Origin of the sequence: Marinobacter sp. DS40M6 (assembly GCF_028581595.1) — a bacterium.
GTDB classification, from domain to species: Bacteria; Pseudomonadota; Gammaproteobacteria; order Pseudomonadales; family Oleiphilaceae; genus Marinobacter; species Marinobacter salarius.
In genome coordinates this window covers 79,605-96,492 of sequence record NZ_JAFCAE010000007.1, presented here as the reverse complement: position 1 = coordinate 96,492, position 16,888 = coordinate 79,605, and the positions used below count along the sequence as shown (strand labels likewise).

Below are 16,888 nucleotides of genomic sequence, written 5' to 3'. Positions count from 1 at the left end.
GGTTCTTTAGTTGAGCCCAGGGCCGCTTACAGCGACCCCTTGGTGGACGGGGTAATACCCGCCATTCGCTCGTCCATTTCAATGGCCATGCGCAGGGCACGACCGAAGGCCTTGAACACGGTTTCGATCTGGTGGTGGGTGTTCTTACCTTTCAGGTTATCGATGTGCAGGGTGACCATGGAGTGGTTCACAAAGCCGTGGAAGAACTCCTCGAACAGGTCGACGTCGAAGCCTCCTACAGCACCACGGGTATAGGGCACATCCATCATCAGGCCGGGACGACCAGACAGGTCAATCACCACGCGGGACAGTGCTTCGTCAAGCGGCACGTAGGAATGGCCGTAACGACGGATGCCCTTCTTGTCGCCAACCGCCTGCTTGAAGGCCTGGCCCAGGGTGATACCAATATCTTCCACCGTGTGGTGGTCATCAATGTGCAGATCGCCCTTCGAGACAATGTTCAGGTCCACCAGCCCGTGGCGGGCAATCTGATCCATCATGTGCTCAAGGAAAGGCACGCCCGTGTCGAAGCTGGACTTGCCGGTGCCGTCGAGATCGATCTCGACGGTGATCTGTGTTTCCAGGGTATTTCTTTCTACCCGAGCCTTGCGTTCGGCCATGGGGACTCCAAAGTCATCAGTCGGCACATGCCGGAAAAGTGTCTGTGCGCATTATACCTTTTATGATTCCCCGCGTCCCGCAATGGCCTTTATAGCCTTGATAGCGACGACCATCAGAACGCTTTTTTGAGGTTACTCATGTAGGTATCGACCAGGCTGTTGAACTCGTGCTTGATCACGGGGCTGATGGCCAGTTTCAACAGGCTCGGCAGCGGAACGGTCAACTCGGCGCTGGTCTGGAATTTCACCGAAGTAGTGCTGTCGTCTTTCTTCTTGAGAGTCCAGGAGCCTTTTACCACACCGTTACCCTCGCCTTTCACCGGCTCCCAGGTAATCCTGCCGTTGTCCTTGTCCGCGAAGTACTTGCACGCGTATACAGACTGGATGGCATGCTTGTCCACGCCCACCTTTTCCATTTCCCAGCGATAGGCGTTGTCACCCAGATCCACCAGGTTATGCACCTTGGGGAAATGGCTTGCCGATGCGGGCACGTCCGCCAGCAGCTCGAATACTTCGTCATATCCGGCGGGCAGATCCAGTTCCCGGTTAAGCTCAATAGAGACAGTAATAGCCACTGTTTGCTCCTTTTTATCGTTGTAAGACGCGCTTTATATCGTTGTGTAGAAATAAGGTGCCTATTTTGGCTGATCACTAACGTATTGTCATACACTCAGGCTTTTATTTTGTTACCCCTGGGTTATCCTTGGGCTAATCACAAGCCCAGTTACCGGACACGAATTAACGGAAGGACGCCAAAATCATGAAAGCTGTTCGCTATGTGGCTCTTGCCATCGTTGGCCTGCTCATTCTTGCCGTTGCCGCCGTCGCTATCGCGGTCGCCGTTATTGACCCAAACACCTACAAGCCACAGATTGAGAAAGTGGTCGAGAGTAAGACCAATCTGGACCTGATACTGGCCGGGGATATTGGCTGGTCTTTCATCCCACTAGGCCTGGAACTGAACGACGTTGAGGCCACCCTGGAAGACGAACGCCTGGTCAAGCTTGACCAACTGGTGGCGCAGGTCAGCTTCTGGTCCCTGATAACCATGTCGCCCCGGGTGGATACCTTCCTGTTGAGCGGGCTGGACGCCAACCTGTCCGTTGATGCCAACGGCACCGGTAACTGGACCCGCATCATGCCGGAAGGGGAAGAACAGCCGCAGCAGGAAGAACCCGCCGCGCCAGCCGAAACCGCTGAAGAACAGCCAGAGAGCAGCGGCGCCAGCGAGCCCTTGAACTTCAACGTGGAGAGCGTGGAAATCAGCAACGCCCGCGTTCATTACGAAGACAAGGGCACGGGCCAGGCATTTACCCTGGAAGATTTCACCGTAAACGCCAGCGAGATCACCCTGGGTTCAAGCTTCCCATTGGACGTCTCGTTCCGCTTCGCCACCAACCAGCCGCAGTTTGAAGTTCAGGGCGACATCAGTGCCCGCCTGGCCGCCAATGAAGCGTTAAACGAATTTGGCGTGTCCGACCTGGAAGCCATCTTCGACATGAACGGCGAGCCTTTTGGCGGCGAATCCGTTCGCGCCGAAATAGCTGGCTCCCTGGAAGCCAATCTGGAAAACGAAACCGCCACGCTTAATGGCTTTACCGCCAGCCTGGCCGACCTGACGCTCAACACAGACCTGACGGTGAACGGCTTCGGCGACAAGCCGAAACTCGAAGGCAGTCTCAGCATTGACGAATTTTCCCTCAAAGCGCTTCTGGCGGCCCTTGGCCAACCCGCCATCGAAACAGAAGACCCTGACGTCATGAAGGCCGTCGCTTTCTCCACCAACATCGGTGGCCCCGCCGGCACCTTGGAACTCAGCGACCTGACCATCAGCCTGGACGACACCACCTTCCAGGGCAATGCCAGTTACGCCCTGGCCAACAGCGGTATTGGCCTGAACCTCCAGGGCGACGCGATCAATGCCGACCGCTATCTGCCGCCTGCCAGTGAGGAACAAACCGATGCCGCCGCCGAGGAAGCCCCGCAAGGTGGTGGCGCCCCGGCGGAAGAAGGCGACTTGCTGCCCCTGGACACACTCCGTTCGCTAGCGCTGGATATCAATCTCGGGCTGGGCGAACTGATCGTCAGCAATCTCACCATCAAGGAAATCAAATCGGTGATCACCGCACGCAATGGTGTGCTGGAAGTGCAGGACTTCAGCGGCAAACTGTACGAAGGCTCCTTCGGCGCCAAAGTGACCCTGGATGCCCGCACCGACAATCCGAAGTGGAGCATCGGTTCCAAGGTCAACAACGTACAGACGTTGCCACTGCTGACCGACCTTGCCGAAGTGGACATGCTTGCCGGTGGCGCCAACCTGTCCGTGGATGTGAATACCACAGGCAATCGCATTTCCGCCCTGCGTAGCAACGCCAAAGGCGACATCAACTTCAACCTGGCCGAGGGTGAGTTCACCCGCATGAACCTCACGCGCATGGCGTGCCAGGGCATTGCACTGGCCAACCAGGAAAGCCTCTCTACATCAGACTGGGGTACCAGCACGCCGTTCAACGACATGAAGGGCACCCTCATGATTGACGGCAACACCCTGAACAACACGGACCTTGTGGCTGCCCTCGCCGGCATGAGACTGGAAGGCGACGGCACGGTGGACCTGGCTGCTTCCGACTTGGATTACGAAGTTGGCCTGCGGATCGTGGGCGAGATCCACCGGGACGAAGCTTGCCGAGTGACCGAATACGTGGAGAACGTGGTGATCCCGGTTGAGTGCCGCGGCGACTTCGCGGAAGACCCGGCCGGCCTCTGCTCCTTCGACGGCTCACGCTTCCGCGACACCCTGAAGACCATTGCCGCCAACGCTGCCAAAACCAAGGCGCGCGAAAAAGTGGACGAAGCCAAATCCAAAGCGGAAGACAAAGTCTCCGAAAAACTGAAAGAGAAGCTGGGTGAAGAGAGTGGCGAAAAGGTGAAAGACGCCCTCAAGGGCCTGTTCGGTCAATGAACGACGGTTTTGCCCAAAAGCTTCTCGCCTGGTACGACGAAAACGGCAGGCACGACCTGCCCTGGCATCATGACCGGAACCCATACCGCGTGTGGGTTTCGGAAATCATGCTGCAGCAAACCCAGGTGACCACTGTTATTCCCTACTTCGAAGCCTTTATGCAGCGCTTTCCAGACGTGAAAGCGCTCGCTTCTGCACCGGTGGATGACGTGCTCAGCCATTGGTCCGGCCTTGGGTACTACGCCCGCGCCCGCAATCTCCAGAAAGCGGCGCAACAGGTGGCCAACGAGCACGGAGGCGAGTTTCCCGGCAACCTGGAACAACTCCAGGCCCTGCCCGGCATTGGCCGCTCCACCGCGGCGGCCATCCTTGCCCAGGCCTTCCAGCAACGGGCAGCCATATTGGACGGCAACGTGAAACGGGTACTGGCCCGCTACCACGCCATCCCCGGCTGGCCGGGTAAAACCGACGTGCTCAACCAACTTTGGGAGCGCGCTGAAGAACACACGCCCGATGCACGCATCCGCGACTACACCCAGGCCATCATGGATCTGGGCGCCATGGTCTGCACCCGTAGCCGTCCAGCGTGCGACAGCTGCCCACTACAGAACGGGTGCGACGCCTATGCCAACAACGAAACCAGCCTCTACCCCGACTCAAAGCCGAAGAAAGCCAAGCCCGAAAAAACCACCTGGATGGTGATACTGGAAGATCACCAAGGTCGTATCCTGCTGGAACGCAGGCCTCCCAGCGGCATCTGGGGCGGCCTCTGGAGCCTGCCGGAACTGGACCCGGCCTACGGCCCGGAAGAACTGCCAGACGCCTGCGAACAGGCCTTCGGCTTCCACTGTGGCGAACCGGAACTTACCAGCGGCTTTCGGCACACCTTCAGCCATTACCACCTTCATATCCAGCCGGCACGGCTCACCGTACAAAGCCCCGCTCACATCAATGATCGGGACAGCTACAAATGGGTCCACCGGGACCAGGCCCTTACCCTCGGCCTGCCGGCCCCCATTCGCACACTGCTGACCGCGCCGGAACAAACCCTCTTGCTTTGATCTGTTATCATCCCAGCAGATTCAGCAACACCACCTCCAAACAGGAGCAGACATGAGCCGCACCGTATTCTGTCGCAAATACCAGGAAGAACTCGAAGGGCTGGACTTCCCCCCCATGCCCGGCAAGAAAGGCGAAGACATCTACGAAAACGTCAGCAAGAAAGCCTGGGAAGAGTGGCAGGCCCAGCAAACTATGCTCATCAACGAAAAACACCTGAGCCTGATGGATCCCAACACCCGCAAGTACCTGCAGGCGCAGATGGAACGCTTCTTCAACAACGAGCCGTTCGACAAGGCTGAGGGCTATGTACCGCCAGAAAAGTAGGCGCACCCAACTTGTGGAAGCGCCTATCAAAATTTTCCCGGAACGGCCTTGACTCAGGCAACCTAAACCGGTTTAATAGCGCCCCGTTGCAGCAGCACCGCAACACGCCCGGATAGCTCAGTCGGTAGAGCAGGGGATTGAAAATCCCCGTGTCGGTGGTTCGATTCCGCCTCCGGGCACCATTAAGAATTCTGACAAAGCCCGCCATTGTGCGGGCTTTGTTGTTTCTGCCGCCCTACTTTTGCTCCGCCGGCTTAAACGAGACCGGTGCCTTTTTCTCGCCGAACCCGAATGCGTGTTGCCACACACGGGAAAATACCTGCTTTTATCCTCTACCGCTCCATCCGCATAACTGCTGAGATAACAACGCTCATATTTGCGTCTAACATTCTCTGAAACCAGAATGACATACATCATTAACACCACTGCCAACAGCGCCATTTTTCAGGGAACCGTCCATGCTTCTTTCGTTTCTGGCTATCGCCATCGGCCTCACCGTTCTGGTGTGGAGCGCCGGCAAGTTTGTTGAGGGTTCTGCGGCCACGGCCGGATACTTTGGCATGCCACCGCTGTTGATCGGCATGGTGGTGGTTGGTTTTGGTACATCGGCGCCGGAGATGGTGGTGTCTGCCCTTTCCGCCACTCAGGGGAATCCGGGATTGGCACTGGGTAACGCCTATGGCTCAAACATCACCAACATCGCCCTGATCCTGGGTATTACGGCGTTGATCAGCCCGATTACGGTTCACTCGCAGGTGATGCGCAAGGAGCTGCCTATACTCACCGCTGTGACGGCACTGGCAGCCTGGCAGGTGTGGGACGGTGAGCTGACGTTTGTGGATGCGCTGGCGCTACTGGGTGTGTTTCTCCTGTTGCTGGCCTGGTCCATCCGCCAGGGTATGACGCAGAAAAACGATGCCCTGGGCACGGAGGTTGCGGAAGAAATGAGCCACCGCTCCATGCCGCTTCGCAACGCGGTGCTGTGGCTGATTGCGGGCCTGTTGCTGCTGATCGTGAGCTCGCGGATTCTGGTCTGGGGCGCCGTTGAGTTGGCGCTTGGCTTTGGCGTAAGCGACCTGATCATCGGGCTGACCATTGTGGCGGTAGGAACTTCCCTGCCTGAACTGGCGTCGTCGGTTATCGCGGCGCGCAAGGGTGAGCATGACATTGCCCTTGGCAACATTCTCGGCTCCAACCTGTTCAACACCCTGGCGGTTGTGGGCATTGCCGGCACCATCAGCCCGATGGCGGTGGCACCAGAGGTGTTCTACCGGGATATCGCGGTGATGTCAGCGCTGACTCTGTCGCTGTTTATACTGGGCTATGGCTTTCGCGGGCCGGGACGGATTAACCGGTTGGAGGGCGGACTTCTGCTCGCCTGTTTCGTAGGCTACACCGTCTACCTGATCTCAACCACGTTCACGTCCTGACCGGGCCTAGCCAAGCAGGCACTCCCGCGAGAGTTTCTGGCTGACTTCCCGGCGCTGTCGCCGCAGGCGGTTGCCCTGGTCGTTGGAGTACCCGGCCCGCAGTTGCTTCTGGATGCGGTCCAGCTTTTCCCGATACTCCTTACAGCGGGCGTTCTTACGCTCACGCTCGCGGGCTTCCTGTTTGTCGGATAACGTTCGCCCGCCACCGCTGCCCGCTTCCAGGCTACGATTCACCTGCTGGTTGATGGTGCTAACCCGCTTGCCCCGGGTGATGTTCTCCCGCATGGGAATCAGCGAGGGCGTCCTCAGCTCAACGCGTTTGTGTTCGCGTACACCGGGCTTTATGTCGGTAAAGTGAGCAACCCCCTGTTCATCAACCCAGGTGTACATTTTTTGGGCTGATGAGATGGCGGGGATAACGAGCAATACAAAGACTGCGACCTGCCTCCATGGCATTGGTTTCCACTCCCTGTGGTTTGTGTGTCGGCGCGGGCATTATAAACAAAACCGCGTGCGAGTGAGAGGGCCAGTATGACGGCTGGCCCACAGATCACGCATCCAGTAGTTCGATCCAGTGCTGAACCGGCACCTGGGCCTTGGTTTCCAGATGCATCTGACAACCAATGTTGGCGGTGACGATGCGGTCAGGATTGTCTACAGTCAGCGCCTTGAGCTTGTTGTTCAGCAAGCGCTGGCTTAGCTTGGGCTGGAGAATGGAGTAGGTGCCGGCGGAGCCGCAGCACAGATGCTTCTCCTTGGTTTCAGCCAGATCAATGCCGGCCCTGCGCAATACCTGGTCTACCACGCCGTTCTGCTGCATGGCGTGTTGCAGGGTGCAGGGGCAATGGAAAGCAACCTTGCCGGCACCCTGGGGCACCTTCAGTTTTTCCAGGTCCTGTGTGAGCAGGAAAGCGCCCAGGTCGACAGTCATGTCGCTGACTTTCTGCGCCTTGGCGGCGTACATCGGATCATCCTTTAACAGGTGGCCGTACTCCTGAACCATCGCCCCGCAACCGGAAGCAGTCATGATGATGGCCTCGGCGCCAGCTTCGATGGCGGGCCACCAGGCGTCGATGTTGCGGCGCATGGCGTTGAGCGCTTGATCATGTTCCGAGAGGTGATGGTTCACCGCACCGCAGCATCCGGCTTCCGGAGCTTCCACCATGGTGACACCCAGTTTGTAAAGCACCCGGGCGGCAGCGGCGTTGGTGTTCGGCGTGGCGGAGGGCTGAACACAACCGGCAAGGGCCAGCACAATGCGGTCGTGGCTGGCAGCCGGCCAGGGGCTGGCCTTTTTTCTGGGCGGTACTTTGATGCGCAATACGGATGGCAGTACCGGGCGGAACAGTTGGCCCATGCGTAGCAGGAAGCCGAACAGTCGACGGTTGGGAAGTACCCGGGCCAGCGACCAGCGTATCCAGCGCTCTTTGGGTGGCCGTGGCATTTCCTGTTCCATCAGGCCTCGGCTGATGTCGACCAGGCGGCCGTATTTCACACCGGAAGGACAGGTGGTTTCACAGCTGCGGCAGGTGAGGCAGCGGTCGAGGTGTTCACGGGATTTTTCGGTGACTTCTTCGCCTTCCAGGAACATTTTCATCAGGTAGATGCGGCCGCGGGGGCCGTCGCGTTCGTCGTTCAGTTCCTGGTACGTTGGGCAGGTGGCGGTGCAGAAGCCGCAATGTACGCAGGCACGCAGGATGGATTCGGCTTCCTGGCCTTCTGGGGTGTTGGCGAATTGTTGGACTAAATTGGTTTGCATTGTTTACCTGCTTTTTTGATTTGGAGCACAAGTGAGCGGTAACCCCTTTTCTGAAACACGCTCCTTCGGCACATCCATGTGACGCTTGGACTCCGCCATCCATGGCTCCGTACAGTTTCAGAAAAGGGGCCACCACTCACTTCCCCGGCATCTCAGAAGGCCCGCTCAGTTTCCTGTGAGATACCGGAGCTGATTGTTACAACCAGCTATAAAGTCGGCCCGGGTTAAAAATACCGTCGGGATCAAACGACTTTTTCAGCCGTTGCTGAATTTCTTTTAGCGCCCTCGGCTGGTGGTGCATTACCTCATCGGTGCGATCCCCGCCGCGGAACAGGCTTACCTGGCCGCCGGCGCGTTGCGCCATGGTTTCCAGTTTGGCGATGTCGGCTTCGCCCCGATACCAGCGCTGGGAGCCAGCCCAGTCGATCAGCCAGGGGCCGTCGAGGTCCGGGTTTTCGGCGGTGGAGCCGACGGAGAAGCGCCAAAGCGGTTCATCACCGGCAAAGAATTCGTGCTGCATGTGTTGTAGCTGTTGCCAGAACTGGTCACCCTGCTCCATGACTTCACCGGACCACTTTTCGGCGGTGGCCTCCACGGCGGATTTGGCGCCAGCGAGGCGCAGATAGACTTTGCCGTCCACCCAGGCAGCACCGGTGATGGGCTTGGGCTCTTTGGCGCGGCTGTTCATGTAGTGGATGACTTCGTCCATCGCCACGTCCTGCACCAGGGTGAGAGACATCGCCGGTTTGGGCATGACTTTGAGGCTGATCTCGGTGATCGCACCCAATGTGCCCATGGCACCGGCCTGTAGCCGGGAGGTGTCGTAGCCGGCCACGTTTTTCATTACCTGGCCGCCAAAGCGCAGGTGTTCACCTTTGCCGTTGAGCAGGCGGATGCCCAGCACCTGGTCCCGTACCGAGCCGGACCAGGGCCGTGCGGGGCCGGAGAGATTGCACGCGAGCGTGCCTCCGAGCGTGGAACCATCACCAAACCTGGGCGGTTCGAAGTGCAGGCACTGGCCTTCTTCGGCCAGGGTGGCTTCGATTTCCGCAAGGGTGGTGCCGGCACGTGCGGTCAATATCAGTTCCACAGGATGGTATTCAACGATGCCTGTGTGCTCGCCCATGTTCAGAGAGCCTGCATCGGCGTCGGCGGCCCGCCCCATGAAGGCCTTCGTGCCACCGCCTTCGATATTCAGTTTCTGGCCCGTCTTGCGGGCCTGGAGAACCTGCTCCTGCAGCTTTTGAGACAGATCAGCCATGCGCCGCGTCCACCGTGTCGTGCTTGTGTTGTTTGTGCTCGAGCGAGCGGTATTCCTGACAGAAACGCAGGGCGGGAACGCCCTTGCCAGGGTTGAGAATACCAGCCGGGTCGAACGCCGCTTTGACGTCGTGGAACTGCTGCAGTTCCTCGTCGTTGAACTGCACGGCCATCTGGCGGATTTTTTCCACACCCACGCCGTGTTCACCGGTGATGCAGCCCCCCACTTCCACGCAAAGGTTGAGAATGCTGCTGCCAAAGGCCTCAGTGCGCTCAAATTCGCCGGGCACGTTGGCATCAAACAGGATCAGCGGGTGCAGGTTGCCGTCGCCGGCGTGGAATACGTTGGCTACCCGCAGGCCGAATTCTTCGGACATTCTCTCCATTTCCAGCAACACGTGCGCCAGATGCCGACGCGGAATGGTGCCGTCCATGCAGTAGTAATCCGGCGAGATACGACCCACTGCCGGGAAGGCCGATTTACGGCCTTTCCAGAGCAGCGCCCTCTCCTCTTCGCTCTGGGAGGTTTTGACCGAGGTAGCGCCCAGTTTTCGGAACACATTCTCCGCCTGTTCGATGTGTTCATGGACTTCTTCCTCGGTGCCGTCCACCTCGCACAGAAGCAATGCTTTCGCCTCGCGCGGGTAACCTGCCTGGGCAAAATCGTCAGCCGCGATAATCGCATGACCATCCATCATTTCCAGGCCGCCGGGGATGATGCCATGGGAGATAATTCCGCCGACGGCATCGCCGGCTTTCTGCACACTGTCGAAGCCGGCCATCACCACCTGGGCTATCTCCGGTTTCGGCAGCAGTTTTACTTTCACTTTGGTGACGATGCCCAGCAACCCTTCAGAGCCGGTCATCAACGCCAGCAGATCCATTCCACAGGCGTCCAGAGCGTCGTTGCCGACGGTCACCCGGTCTCCCTCGGCGGTGATCATTTCCACGCTGAGAATGTTGTGAACGGTCAAACCGTATTTCAGGCAATGCACGCCGCCGGAGTTTTCCGCCACGTTGCCGCCAATGGTACAGGCAATCTGGGAGGAAGGATCCGGCCCGTAATAGAGACCGTACTGGGCAACCTCCTCGCTGATCGCCAGGTTACGCACACCCGGTTGCAGTAAGGCCGTTCGCGCCAACGGATCGATGTCCAGGATGCGGTTGAACTTGGCCAGCGACAACACCACGCCTTCCTTGTGCGGCATGGCACCGGCACTCAGGCCGGTTCCGGCACCACGGGCCACAACGGGCACTTCGTGCTCGTTGCAGATGCGCATCACCCGTTGCACCTGTTCGGCGGTCTCCGGTAGCACCACGAGCATCGGCATCTCGCAGTACATCGACATACCGTCGCATTCATAGGGCTTCATGGTTTCGTCATCGGTAATGACGAAGTCCGGGTCTATGAACGCACGGAACTGTTCTGCCAGCTCCGCTGCGCTGATTTTCGGTTTGCTGTTCATATCATTCTCTGGGAGTCATGGCTTTCAGTGAGACAGCCATCAACCGCGTTTGGTTTCAAAGTGATCAATCCCTGCCTGGGCACAGTCCATATCCTGTTGGGGGGTGCCAGAGCTGATACCGATACCGCCAACAACCTCGCCATCGACCATCACCGGCAGGCCACCACCGACAGAACTGATACGCCCACCCACTTCGGTATGAATGCCGAAAGCCAGCTTGCCGGGTACGTTCACGGCGTTGTAATCGTGTGTCGCCTTTTTCGCCGCTGATGCGGTGAAGGACTTGTCCTGGGCAATGGTCACGCTGGTGATCTTGCCGCCGTCCATGCGTTCGAACGCGATCAAATTGCCGGACTCGTCGGTGATGGCGATGCACATAGGTACGCCAATCTCGCGCGCCTTCTCCGCCGCGCCTTCGATGAGTATTCTGGCATCCGCCAGATCAAGTCGTTTAACCGTCAACATGAGCAATTACTCCTCTTTATTAGCCATAAACCAGATTGGGCAGCCAGGTAACGACGCCCGGAATGAGCACACAGATAAACAAACCGAATGCCTGAATAGCAAGAAATACCAGTGACGACTTGAAGATTGTGCCCATGGTGATGTCCGGCGGACACACGCCCCGAATGTAGAAGAGTGCGTAGCCGAACGGCGGGCTCAGGAACGACATCTGCATGTTCACCAGATAGAGCACACCAAACCACAGCACCACGTCTTCACCGGGCACGGCCGGGAAACCCAGCAGGCCAGGGAATTCCAGCGCCTCGACAATCGGAATGAAAATGGGCACAGCCAGCAGCAGAATACCCACCCAGTCGAGGAACATGCCCAGCACCACCAGCAACACCATCAACAACAGCAGAACGGCGTAGGGCGACAGACCAATACCGAGGATGGTTTCGGTAATGAAGTCCTGACCACCCTGCAGGATGTAGAACCCGACAAACACCGATGCACCAAACATGATCCACAGCACCATCGCCGAAGCCTTGGCGGTGGTGACCGACGCATCACGCAGTGTGGCGACAGAGAATACCTTGTGTTTCATGGCCACCAGGATCGCCCCGAAAGAACCGATACCGGCCGCCTCAACGGGAGTCGCAACACCGCCAAACAGCAAGCCCAGCACCAGGAATACCAGTACCAGTGGGGCGATCAGGTCTTTCAGCAGCAGGAGTTTTTCCTTGAGGCCAATCCGCTCTTCCTCCGGCACTGGCGGCCCGAGTTCCGGATTGAGCCACGCGCGGGTACCCACATAAATCACGTACAGGCCAGCCAGAATCAGCCCCGGAATCACTGAGCCCAGGTACAACTCACCTACTGACTGCTGCGCCACAACCGCATAAAGGATCGCCAGGATGGAAGGCGGGATCAGGATGCCCAGTGTGCCCCCGGCCATGATCGAGCCCAACGCGATCTTCTGGTCGTACCCGCGTTTGAGCATCGCCGGTAGCGCAATAATGCCCATGGTCACCACGGCCGCACCAATAACCCCGACCATGGCGGCCAGAATCGTGGAGGCCAGTATGGTGGCAATGGCCAGGCCGCCACCCAGGCCGCCCATCCACTTGTAGACCACGTTGAACATCTCTTCGATCAGGCCGGCCCGTTCCAGCATGGAGGCCATGAAGATGAACAGGGGGATCGCTGCAAGGTCCGAGTTGGTCATCATCGGGAAGATTCGACTGGGGATGATGTTCAGCATCATCGAGTCGCCCACCAGATAGATAAACGCCACGCCCAGGCCACCGGTCACAAAGGCCAGCGGCAGCCCCATCATCAACAGCACCGCCAGGGAGCCAAACATGATGTAGGTCAGCGGACCAATCTTCACATCCGACAGCAGGCCGGAGAGCTTGAACAGGAATTTTTCGTCGCTCCAGGGGTCATAAAACAGGATATTGATGACTTCCACCAACACGACAAAAGCAAGGGCAATCGTGGCGATGATCATCAGCCAGGTGCCGAGCTTGCCGATCAGCGAACCCGTGCCCTGGTTGGTCATGGTTTCTGTGCTCATGCGTGTTGCTCCCGGCCGAGTTTAATGAAGATAGTGATGTCCTTGAGCAGTTTGGACAGGCCCGCCAGGAACAGCAGCGTCGACCCGAGGAGCATAACGCCCTTCACCGGCCAGTACTGAATGCCCCATGTCTCAACGGTTCGTTCGTCCATGGAATAAGAGTTCTCAAGGAAGGTCCAGGAGGTAATCATCAACGCAATCGCGAACATGAAGAAGAACATGGACGTGAAAATATCCATGCCCACGCGGCCCCGAAGTGGCAGGAAGTTGTAAACCACGTCAACCCGCACATGGGCACCGTGAAGCAATGCAAACGCACCCGCCATCAGATACTGCATGCCGAACAGTAGAAAACTGGCCTCGTGTACCCAGATGGTGGGCTGGTTGAACAGATAGCGCATCACCACTTCGAAGAAATAGAACACCACCGCGTTCACGGTCCAGAAGGAAATAAAGACACCGGATTTCTCGCTGATCCAGTCCACCGCCTTGGTGAACCAGTTACTCGCATCACTGTAATCAACGCTTTTTTTCAGTTCCGCTTCAATCTGTTGAAGCTTCTGGTTGGCCTCGGCATTTTTGTCGATGGCTTTCACACCCCGTTGGGACAACCAACGGTCCAGCGCCATCATGATCAGCGGCATGACCGCCAGCCAGCCCCAGTAGAACCAGTGAGGCAATACAAAGCCGAACGCACTCAGGTCAGACATGTTTTATCACCTTTAATCACAGAGCGGGGAAGGCAGCGAGCGTGCCATCGGCGCACTCCCTGCCTTCCCCGTGATCGGTTTATTATGGTTATGCCGGCTTACATGCCTTTGATGTCTTCCTCGTTGAGGTAGCCAACGGTCTCGTTCATCATGTACTCAAGCTGGATATCCAGAATCGCCCTGGCATCCTCGTTCTTTCCGGCCCAGTTGAACCAGATCGGGATCGCAGCCTTCCGGAACTTTTCCAGGTCTTCCTGGCTCAGACGTGTCACCTTCGAGCCATCCTCTTTGAACTTCTCCATCGCTTCAATGTTGCGCTTCTGAATGGTCAGGTAGTGCTTCTGTGAGTAGATACGAACCTCGTCCTCAACCAATTGCTGAAGCTCTGGGTCCAGCGCATTCCACGCACGCAGGTTGACGGTCAGGTCCATCAGGTCCACCGGCTGGTAGATGGACATAACACCAGGAGGCCCGAACATGATGTAGTCGGTCACCTGGGAGAAACCCAGCTCGTAGTTCACGGCAGGGCCGACGTAGTCAGCTGCGTCGATGGTGCCCTTCTCCAAAGCCGGGAAGATATCCGACCCCGGGAGGCTCACCGTGGACACACCAAACTGCTGGAACACCTCAGCGACCATGCCACCGGGCACACGCATCTTCATGCCTTCCATATCCGCCAGGCTGTTAACCGGCTTCTTGGAGTGAATGATGTTGGCGTCGTGTTGGATTGGGCCCACGTAAAACAGACCGAATTTCTTGTAGATCTCACGGGTCTTTTCCAGCATGCCCATGGAATAGAACATGATGTCCCACTGGTGCGGCTGATCGGGACCGGCTGGGTAGGACGACAGGAAAACGGAGGCCGGAATCTTTCCGGACCAGTACAGAGTGAAGGGATTCATGCCCTGCAGAACGCCGTTGCGCACCGCCTCGAAAAGGGCGTTGTTATCCGCGGCAACCGACTTGGCCGGGTACGGCTTGATGATTAGCTCGCCACCGGATTTCTCCTCCATGCTGTTGGCCCATTCCTCGAACAGGTCATAGCCTACAGTGCCAGCATCCCATACTGACTGAATCTTCCAGGTGGTTGCAGCCTGGGCCTGGCCAGCGCCTGCAATGGCCACACCGCAGAAGGCAGCGGCAAGTGCGAATGACTTCAGGAAACCTCGCCGCGGGGCAACGTTTCCAGCCTGAGTATCCGGAGCGCTTAATTGCTCGCTGTTCTTGTTGGTATTCATCGCCACATCTCCGTTGACATTGTTTTTATCGGGGGTCACGTCAACACCAGCAACAGCTGGCATTAAATCGATATTCGTAGTCCTGCCGGGTTTAGTCCAGAAGATTGCCAACTGGTCAGACCAGTTTTGTAAATGTCAGATAGACGAAAACGCTGTAATGAGCCATATTTACTGGTCCCGAAAGGGTTTCTTTAATTCAAGGCACGATAAAAACAACTGGTCCGACCAGTGGCTCCTGGCAGGAAACATCATGGCAATCGCACAGGAAATTTCCTATCGACTCGAACGGCTCATTCTCGACGGCGGGCTGGCGCCGGAACAGAAAATGCCGTCGGAACGACAACTGGCTACCCGGCTTGGCGTGTCCCGCGCCATCATCCGCGAGGCCCTGCACGAGTTGCAGGGGCGGGGCGTGATTGAGACCCGGCATGGCAAGGGCTCCTTCGTAGCTCGAATTGTGCCCGGCGGTGAAGAGGACGGCGAGGACAGCCCGCTGCTGCAGATGTTTACCGGCCACCCGCGAACCCTGTATGACCTGCTGGAAGTAAGAGAACAGCTGGAGGGCCAGGCCGCCTACCTGGCGGCGCAACGTGCCACTGCATTGGACCTTCATCGCATCACCAAGGCCTACTCCGCACTCGAACAGACCGACCCACTCACCAACGCCCGGCCGGATCACAGTTTCCATCAGGCTATCGTGGAAGCGTCCCACAATCCGGTCCTGGTGCATGTTCTGAATGGCTTGAAGAACCTCATGCTGTTGACGGTGGAAGCCTCCGTGGCCAACCTGAACCCGCGTGAAGAAATGCGCAACAAGATTTCCCGGCAGCACAAGAGAATCTATCAGGCAGTGATGGCGGGAAAGCCCGAGGCGGCAAAGCGCATCGCCATGGCCCATGTGCGTTTTGTCAGTGACGCCATGCGCATGATCGAGCAACAGGGAACGGCCATCATCCGGGTTTCCCTGCACGCATCGGCAACACCGGAAAAACCCTCACAACGGGCGTAAACGGCAAAAAGCTTGCATCAAACGTTCAATAATCCACAATTAACACGCGGTATGTGTGGTAAAAAACGGCAAAACCCCGCTTTAGGGGGATTGATTTCCGCATCCACAGCCCGTAAAACTTGCGCCTTTGTTATATAGCCTCGGGAGCCACCTATGGCGGATTCAGCGCCTCTGATCTGCAAGGACATCCACAAGACCTTTGATCAACTGGAAGTCCTCAAGGGCATTTCACTGGAAACAAAGAAAGGGGATGTCGTTTCCCTGATCGGCAGCTCCGGCTCCGGTAAGAGTACGTTTCTGCGCTGTATCAACATGCTCGAAACGCCCACCTCCGGCGACATTATCGTGCATGGCGACCCGATTCGGTTCACCACCAATCGCAAAGGCGAGCGCATTCCGGCGGACAACAAGCAGGTGGAACTGATTCGCGCTCGGCTCTCCATGGTCTTCCAAAGCTTCAATCTCTGGTCCCACATGACCGTTCTGGAAAACATCATTGAAGCTCCTATTCACGTGCTCAAGGTGCCCAAGAAAGAAGCCATCGAAAGGGCCGAAGCCTATCTTGAGAAGGTGGGCATCTATGAGCGCAAGGATTACTACCCGGCCCAGATGTCAGGCGGGCAGCAGCAGCGGGCGGCCATTGCCCGGGCCCTGGCCATGGAACCGGAAGTGATGCTGTTCGACGAACCCACCTCCGCCCTTGATCCCGAACTCGTTGGCGAAGTGCTGAAGGTTATGCAGAACCTCGCGGAAGAAGGCAGAACCATGATCGTGGTGACCCATGAGATGTCGTTTGCGCGGGACGTGTCATCCCAGGTCCTGTTTTTGCATCAGGGCGTGATCGAGGAGCAAGGCACACCGGACAAAGTCTTCGACAATCCGGACTCGGAACGGATGAAGCAGTTTCTGGCTCCCAAGTTCTGACGTGCAATGCTATCTTGAAACCATGTTTCCTTATCGGGGCATATATCCGCCCCGGAAGAAAACGCCAAAACCAGCAAAATAAGGCAAATCATTGCCGATAA

The 16,888-nt window shown here is 57.6% G+C and carries 16 protein-coding genes and 1 tRNA gene; 7 read left to right on the top strand and 10 right to left on the bottom strand.

Features of this window, described 5'->3' with window-relative positions:
- Positions 1-26: 26 nt before the first annotated feature.
- Positions 27-620: an imidazoleglycerol-phosphate dehydratase HisB gene (gene hisB / locus JJO78_RS17210; RefSeq protein ID WP_085679165.1), complete on the bottom strand. Its 594-nt coding sequence runs from the start codon at positions 618-620 to the stop codon at positions 27-29.
- 113 nt (positions 621-733) lie between these two features.
- Complete coding sequence (locus JJO78_RS17205; protein ID WP_075194381.1) at positions 734-1,195, bottom strand: SRPBCC family protein; 462 nt, start codon at positions 1,193-1,195, stop codon at positions 734-736.
- Between the two features lie 185 nt (positions 1,196-1,380).
- Between JJO78_RS17205 and JJO78_RS17200 the strand changes: the two genes are divergently transcribed.
- From JJO78_RS17200 to JJO78_RS17180, 5 genes are all read left to right on the top strand, one after another.
- Positions 1,381-3,582, top strand: a complete 2,202-nt coding sequence (locus JJO78_RS17200; protein WP_151983001.1) for an AsmA family protein — start codon at positions 1,381-1,383, stop codon at positions 3,580-3,582.
- Complete coding sequence (mutY, locus tag JJO78_RS17195) at positions 3,579-4,643, top strand: A/G-specific adenine glycosylase (RefSeq protein WP_151983002.1); 1,065 nt, start codon at positions 3,579-3,581, stop codon at positions 4,641-4,643. Before JJO78_RS17200 ends, mutY begins: the two co-directional genes overlap by 4 nt.
- Before the next feature lie 52 nt (positions 4,644-4,695).
- Positions 4,696-4,968 carry an oxidative damage protection protein gene (locus JJO78_RS17190; protein ID WP_036208753.1) on the top strand — a complete coding sequence of 91 codons (273 nt, stop codon included), beginning with the start codon at positions 4,696-4,698 and terminating at the stop codon, positions 4,966-4,968.
- A gap of 106 nt (positions 4,969-5,074) precedes the next feature.
- Positions 5,075-5,150 (top strand) — tRNA-Phe (locus JJO78_RS17185).
- Between the two features lie 276 nt (positions 5,151-5,426).
- Entirely contained in the window at positions 5,427-6,398 is a 972-nt protein-coding gene (locus tag JJO78_RS17180) for a calcium/sodium antiporter (RefSeq protein WP_151983007.1), read from the top strand.
- A 6-nt stretch (positions 6,399-6,404) separates the two neighbouring features.
- Here JJO78_RS17180 and JJO78_RS17175 read toward each other — a convergent pair whose 3' ends face one another.
- From JJO78_RS17175 to dctP, 8 genes are all read right to left on the bottom strand, one after another.
- A complete protein-coding gene (locus JJO78_RS17175; protein ID WP_151983008.1) occupies positions 6,405-6,854 on the bottom strand; it encodes a DUF4124 domain-containing protein in 450 nt (149 codons plus the stop codon).
- 94 nt (positions 6,855-6,948) lie between these two features.
- Entirely contained in the window at positions 6,949-8,157 is a 1,209-nt protein-coding gene (gene glcF / locus JJO78_RS17170; RefSeq protein WP_273624226.1) for a glycolate oxidase subunit GlcF, read from the bottom strand.
- A 196-nt stretch (positions 8,158-8,353) separates the two neighbouring features.
- Entirely contained in the window at positions 8,354-9,418 is a 1,065-nt protein-coding gene (gene glcE / locus JJO78_RS17165) for a glycolate oxidase subunit GlcE (protein ID WP_091644236.1), read from the bottom strand.
- Entirely contained in the window at positions 9,411-10,883 is a 1,473-nt protein-coding gene (locus JJO78_RS17160; RefSeq protein WP_075194364.1) for an FAD-linked oxidase C-terminal domain-containing protein, read from the bottom strand. The genes glcE and JJO78_RS17160 overlap by 8 nt, the downstream gene beginning before the upstream one ends.
- Positions 10,884-10,922: 39 nt before the next feature.
- On the bottom strand, positions 10,923-11,348 hold the full coding sequence (locus tag JJO78_RS17155; RefSeq protein WP_007153417.1) for a GlcG/HbpS family heme-binding protein: 426 nt from the start codon (positions 11,346-11,348) through the stop codon (positions 10,923-10,925).
- Between the two features lie 19 nt (positions 11,349-11,367).
- The gene (locus tag JJO78_RS17150; protein ID WP_075194363.1) at positions 11,368-12,906 is read right to left on the bottom strand and encodes a TRAP transporter large permease; all 1,539 of its coding nucleotides are present in this window, start codon (positions 12,904-12,906) and stop codon (positions 11,368-11,370) included.
- On the bottom strand, positions 12,903-13,616 hold the full coding sequence (locus JJO78_RS17145) for a TRAP transporter small permease subunit (protein ID WP_036208727.1): 714 nt from the start codon (positions 13,614-13,616) through the stop codon (positions 12,903-12,905). Before JJO78_RS17145 ends, JJO78_RS17150 begins: the two co-directional genes overlap by 4 nt.
- 98 nt (positions 13,617-13,714) lie before the next feature.
- Positions 13,715-14,854 (bottom strand): TRAP transporter substrate-binding protein DctP, encoded by a 1,140-nt coding sequence (gene dctP, locus JJO78_RS17140; RefSeq protein ID WP_085681955.1) that lies wholly within the window; start codon positions 14,852-14,854, stop codon positions 13,715-13,717.
- Positions 14,855-15,104: 250 nt separating this feature from the next.
- On the opposite strand from dctP, the gene JJO78_RS17135 reads away from it, so the two are divergent.
- Both JJO78_RS17135 and JJO78_RS17130 read left to right on the top strand, forming a co-directional pair.
- Positions 15,105-15,863 carry an FCD domain-containing protein gene (locus JJO78_RS17135; RefSeq protein ID WP_273624224.1) on the top strand — a complete coding sequence of 253 codons (759 nt, stop codon included), beginning with the start codon at positions 15,105-15,107 and terminating at the stop codon, positions 15,861-15,863.
- Between the two features lie 153 nt (positions 15,864-16,016).
- The gene (locus tag JJO78_RS17130; RefSeq protein ID WP_036208721.1) at positions 16,017-16,787 is read left to right on the top strand and encodes an ABC transporter ATP-binding protein; all 771 of its coding nucleotides are present in this window, start codon (positions 16,017-16,019) and stop codon (positions 16,785-16,787) included.
- Positions 16,788-16,888 lie beyond the last annotated feature (101 nt).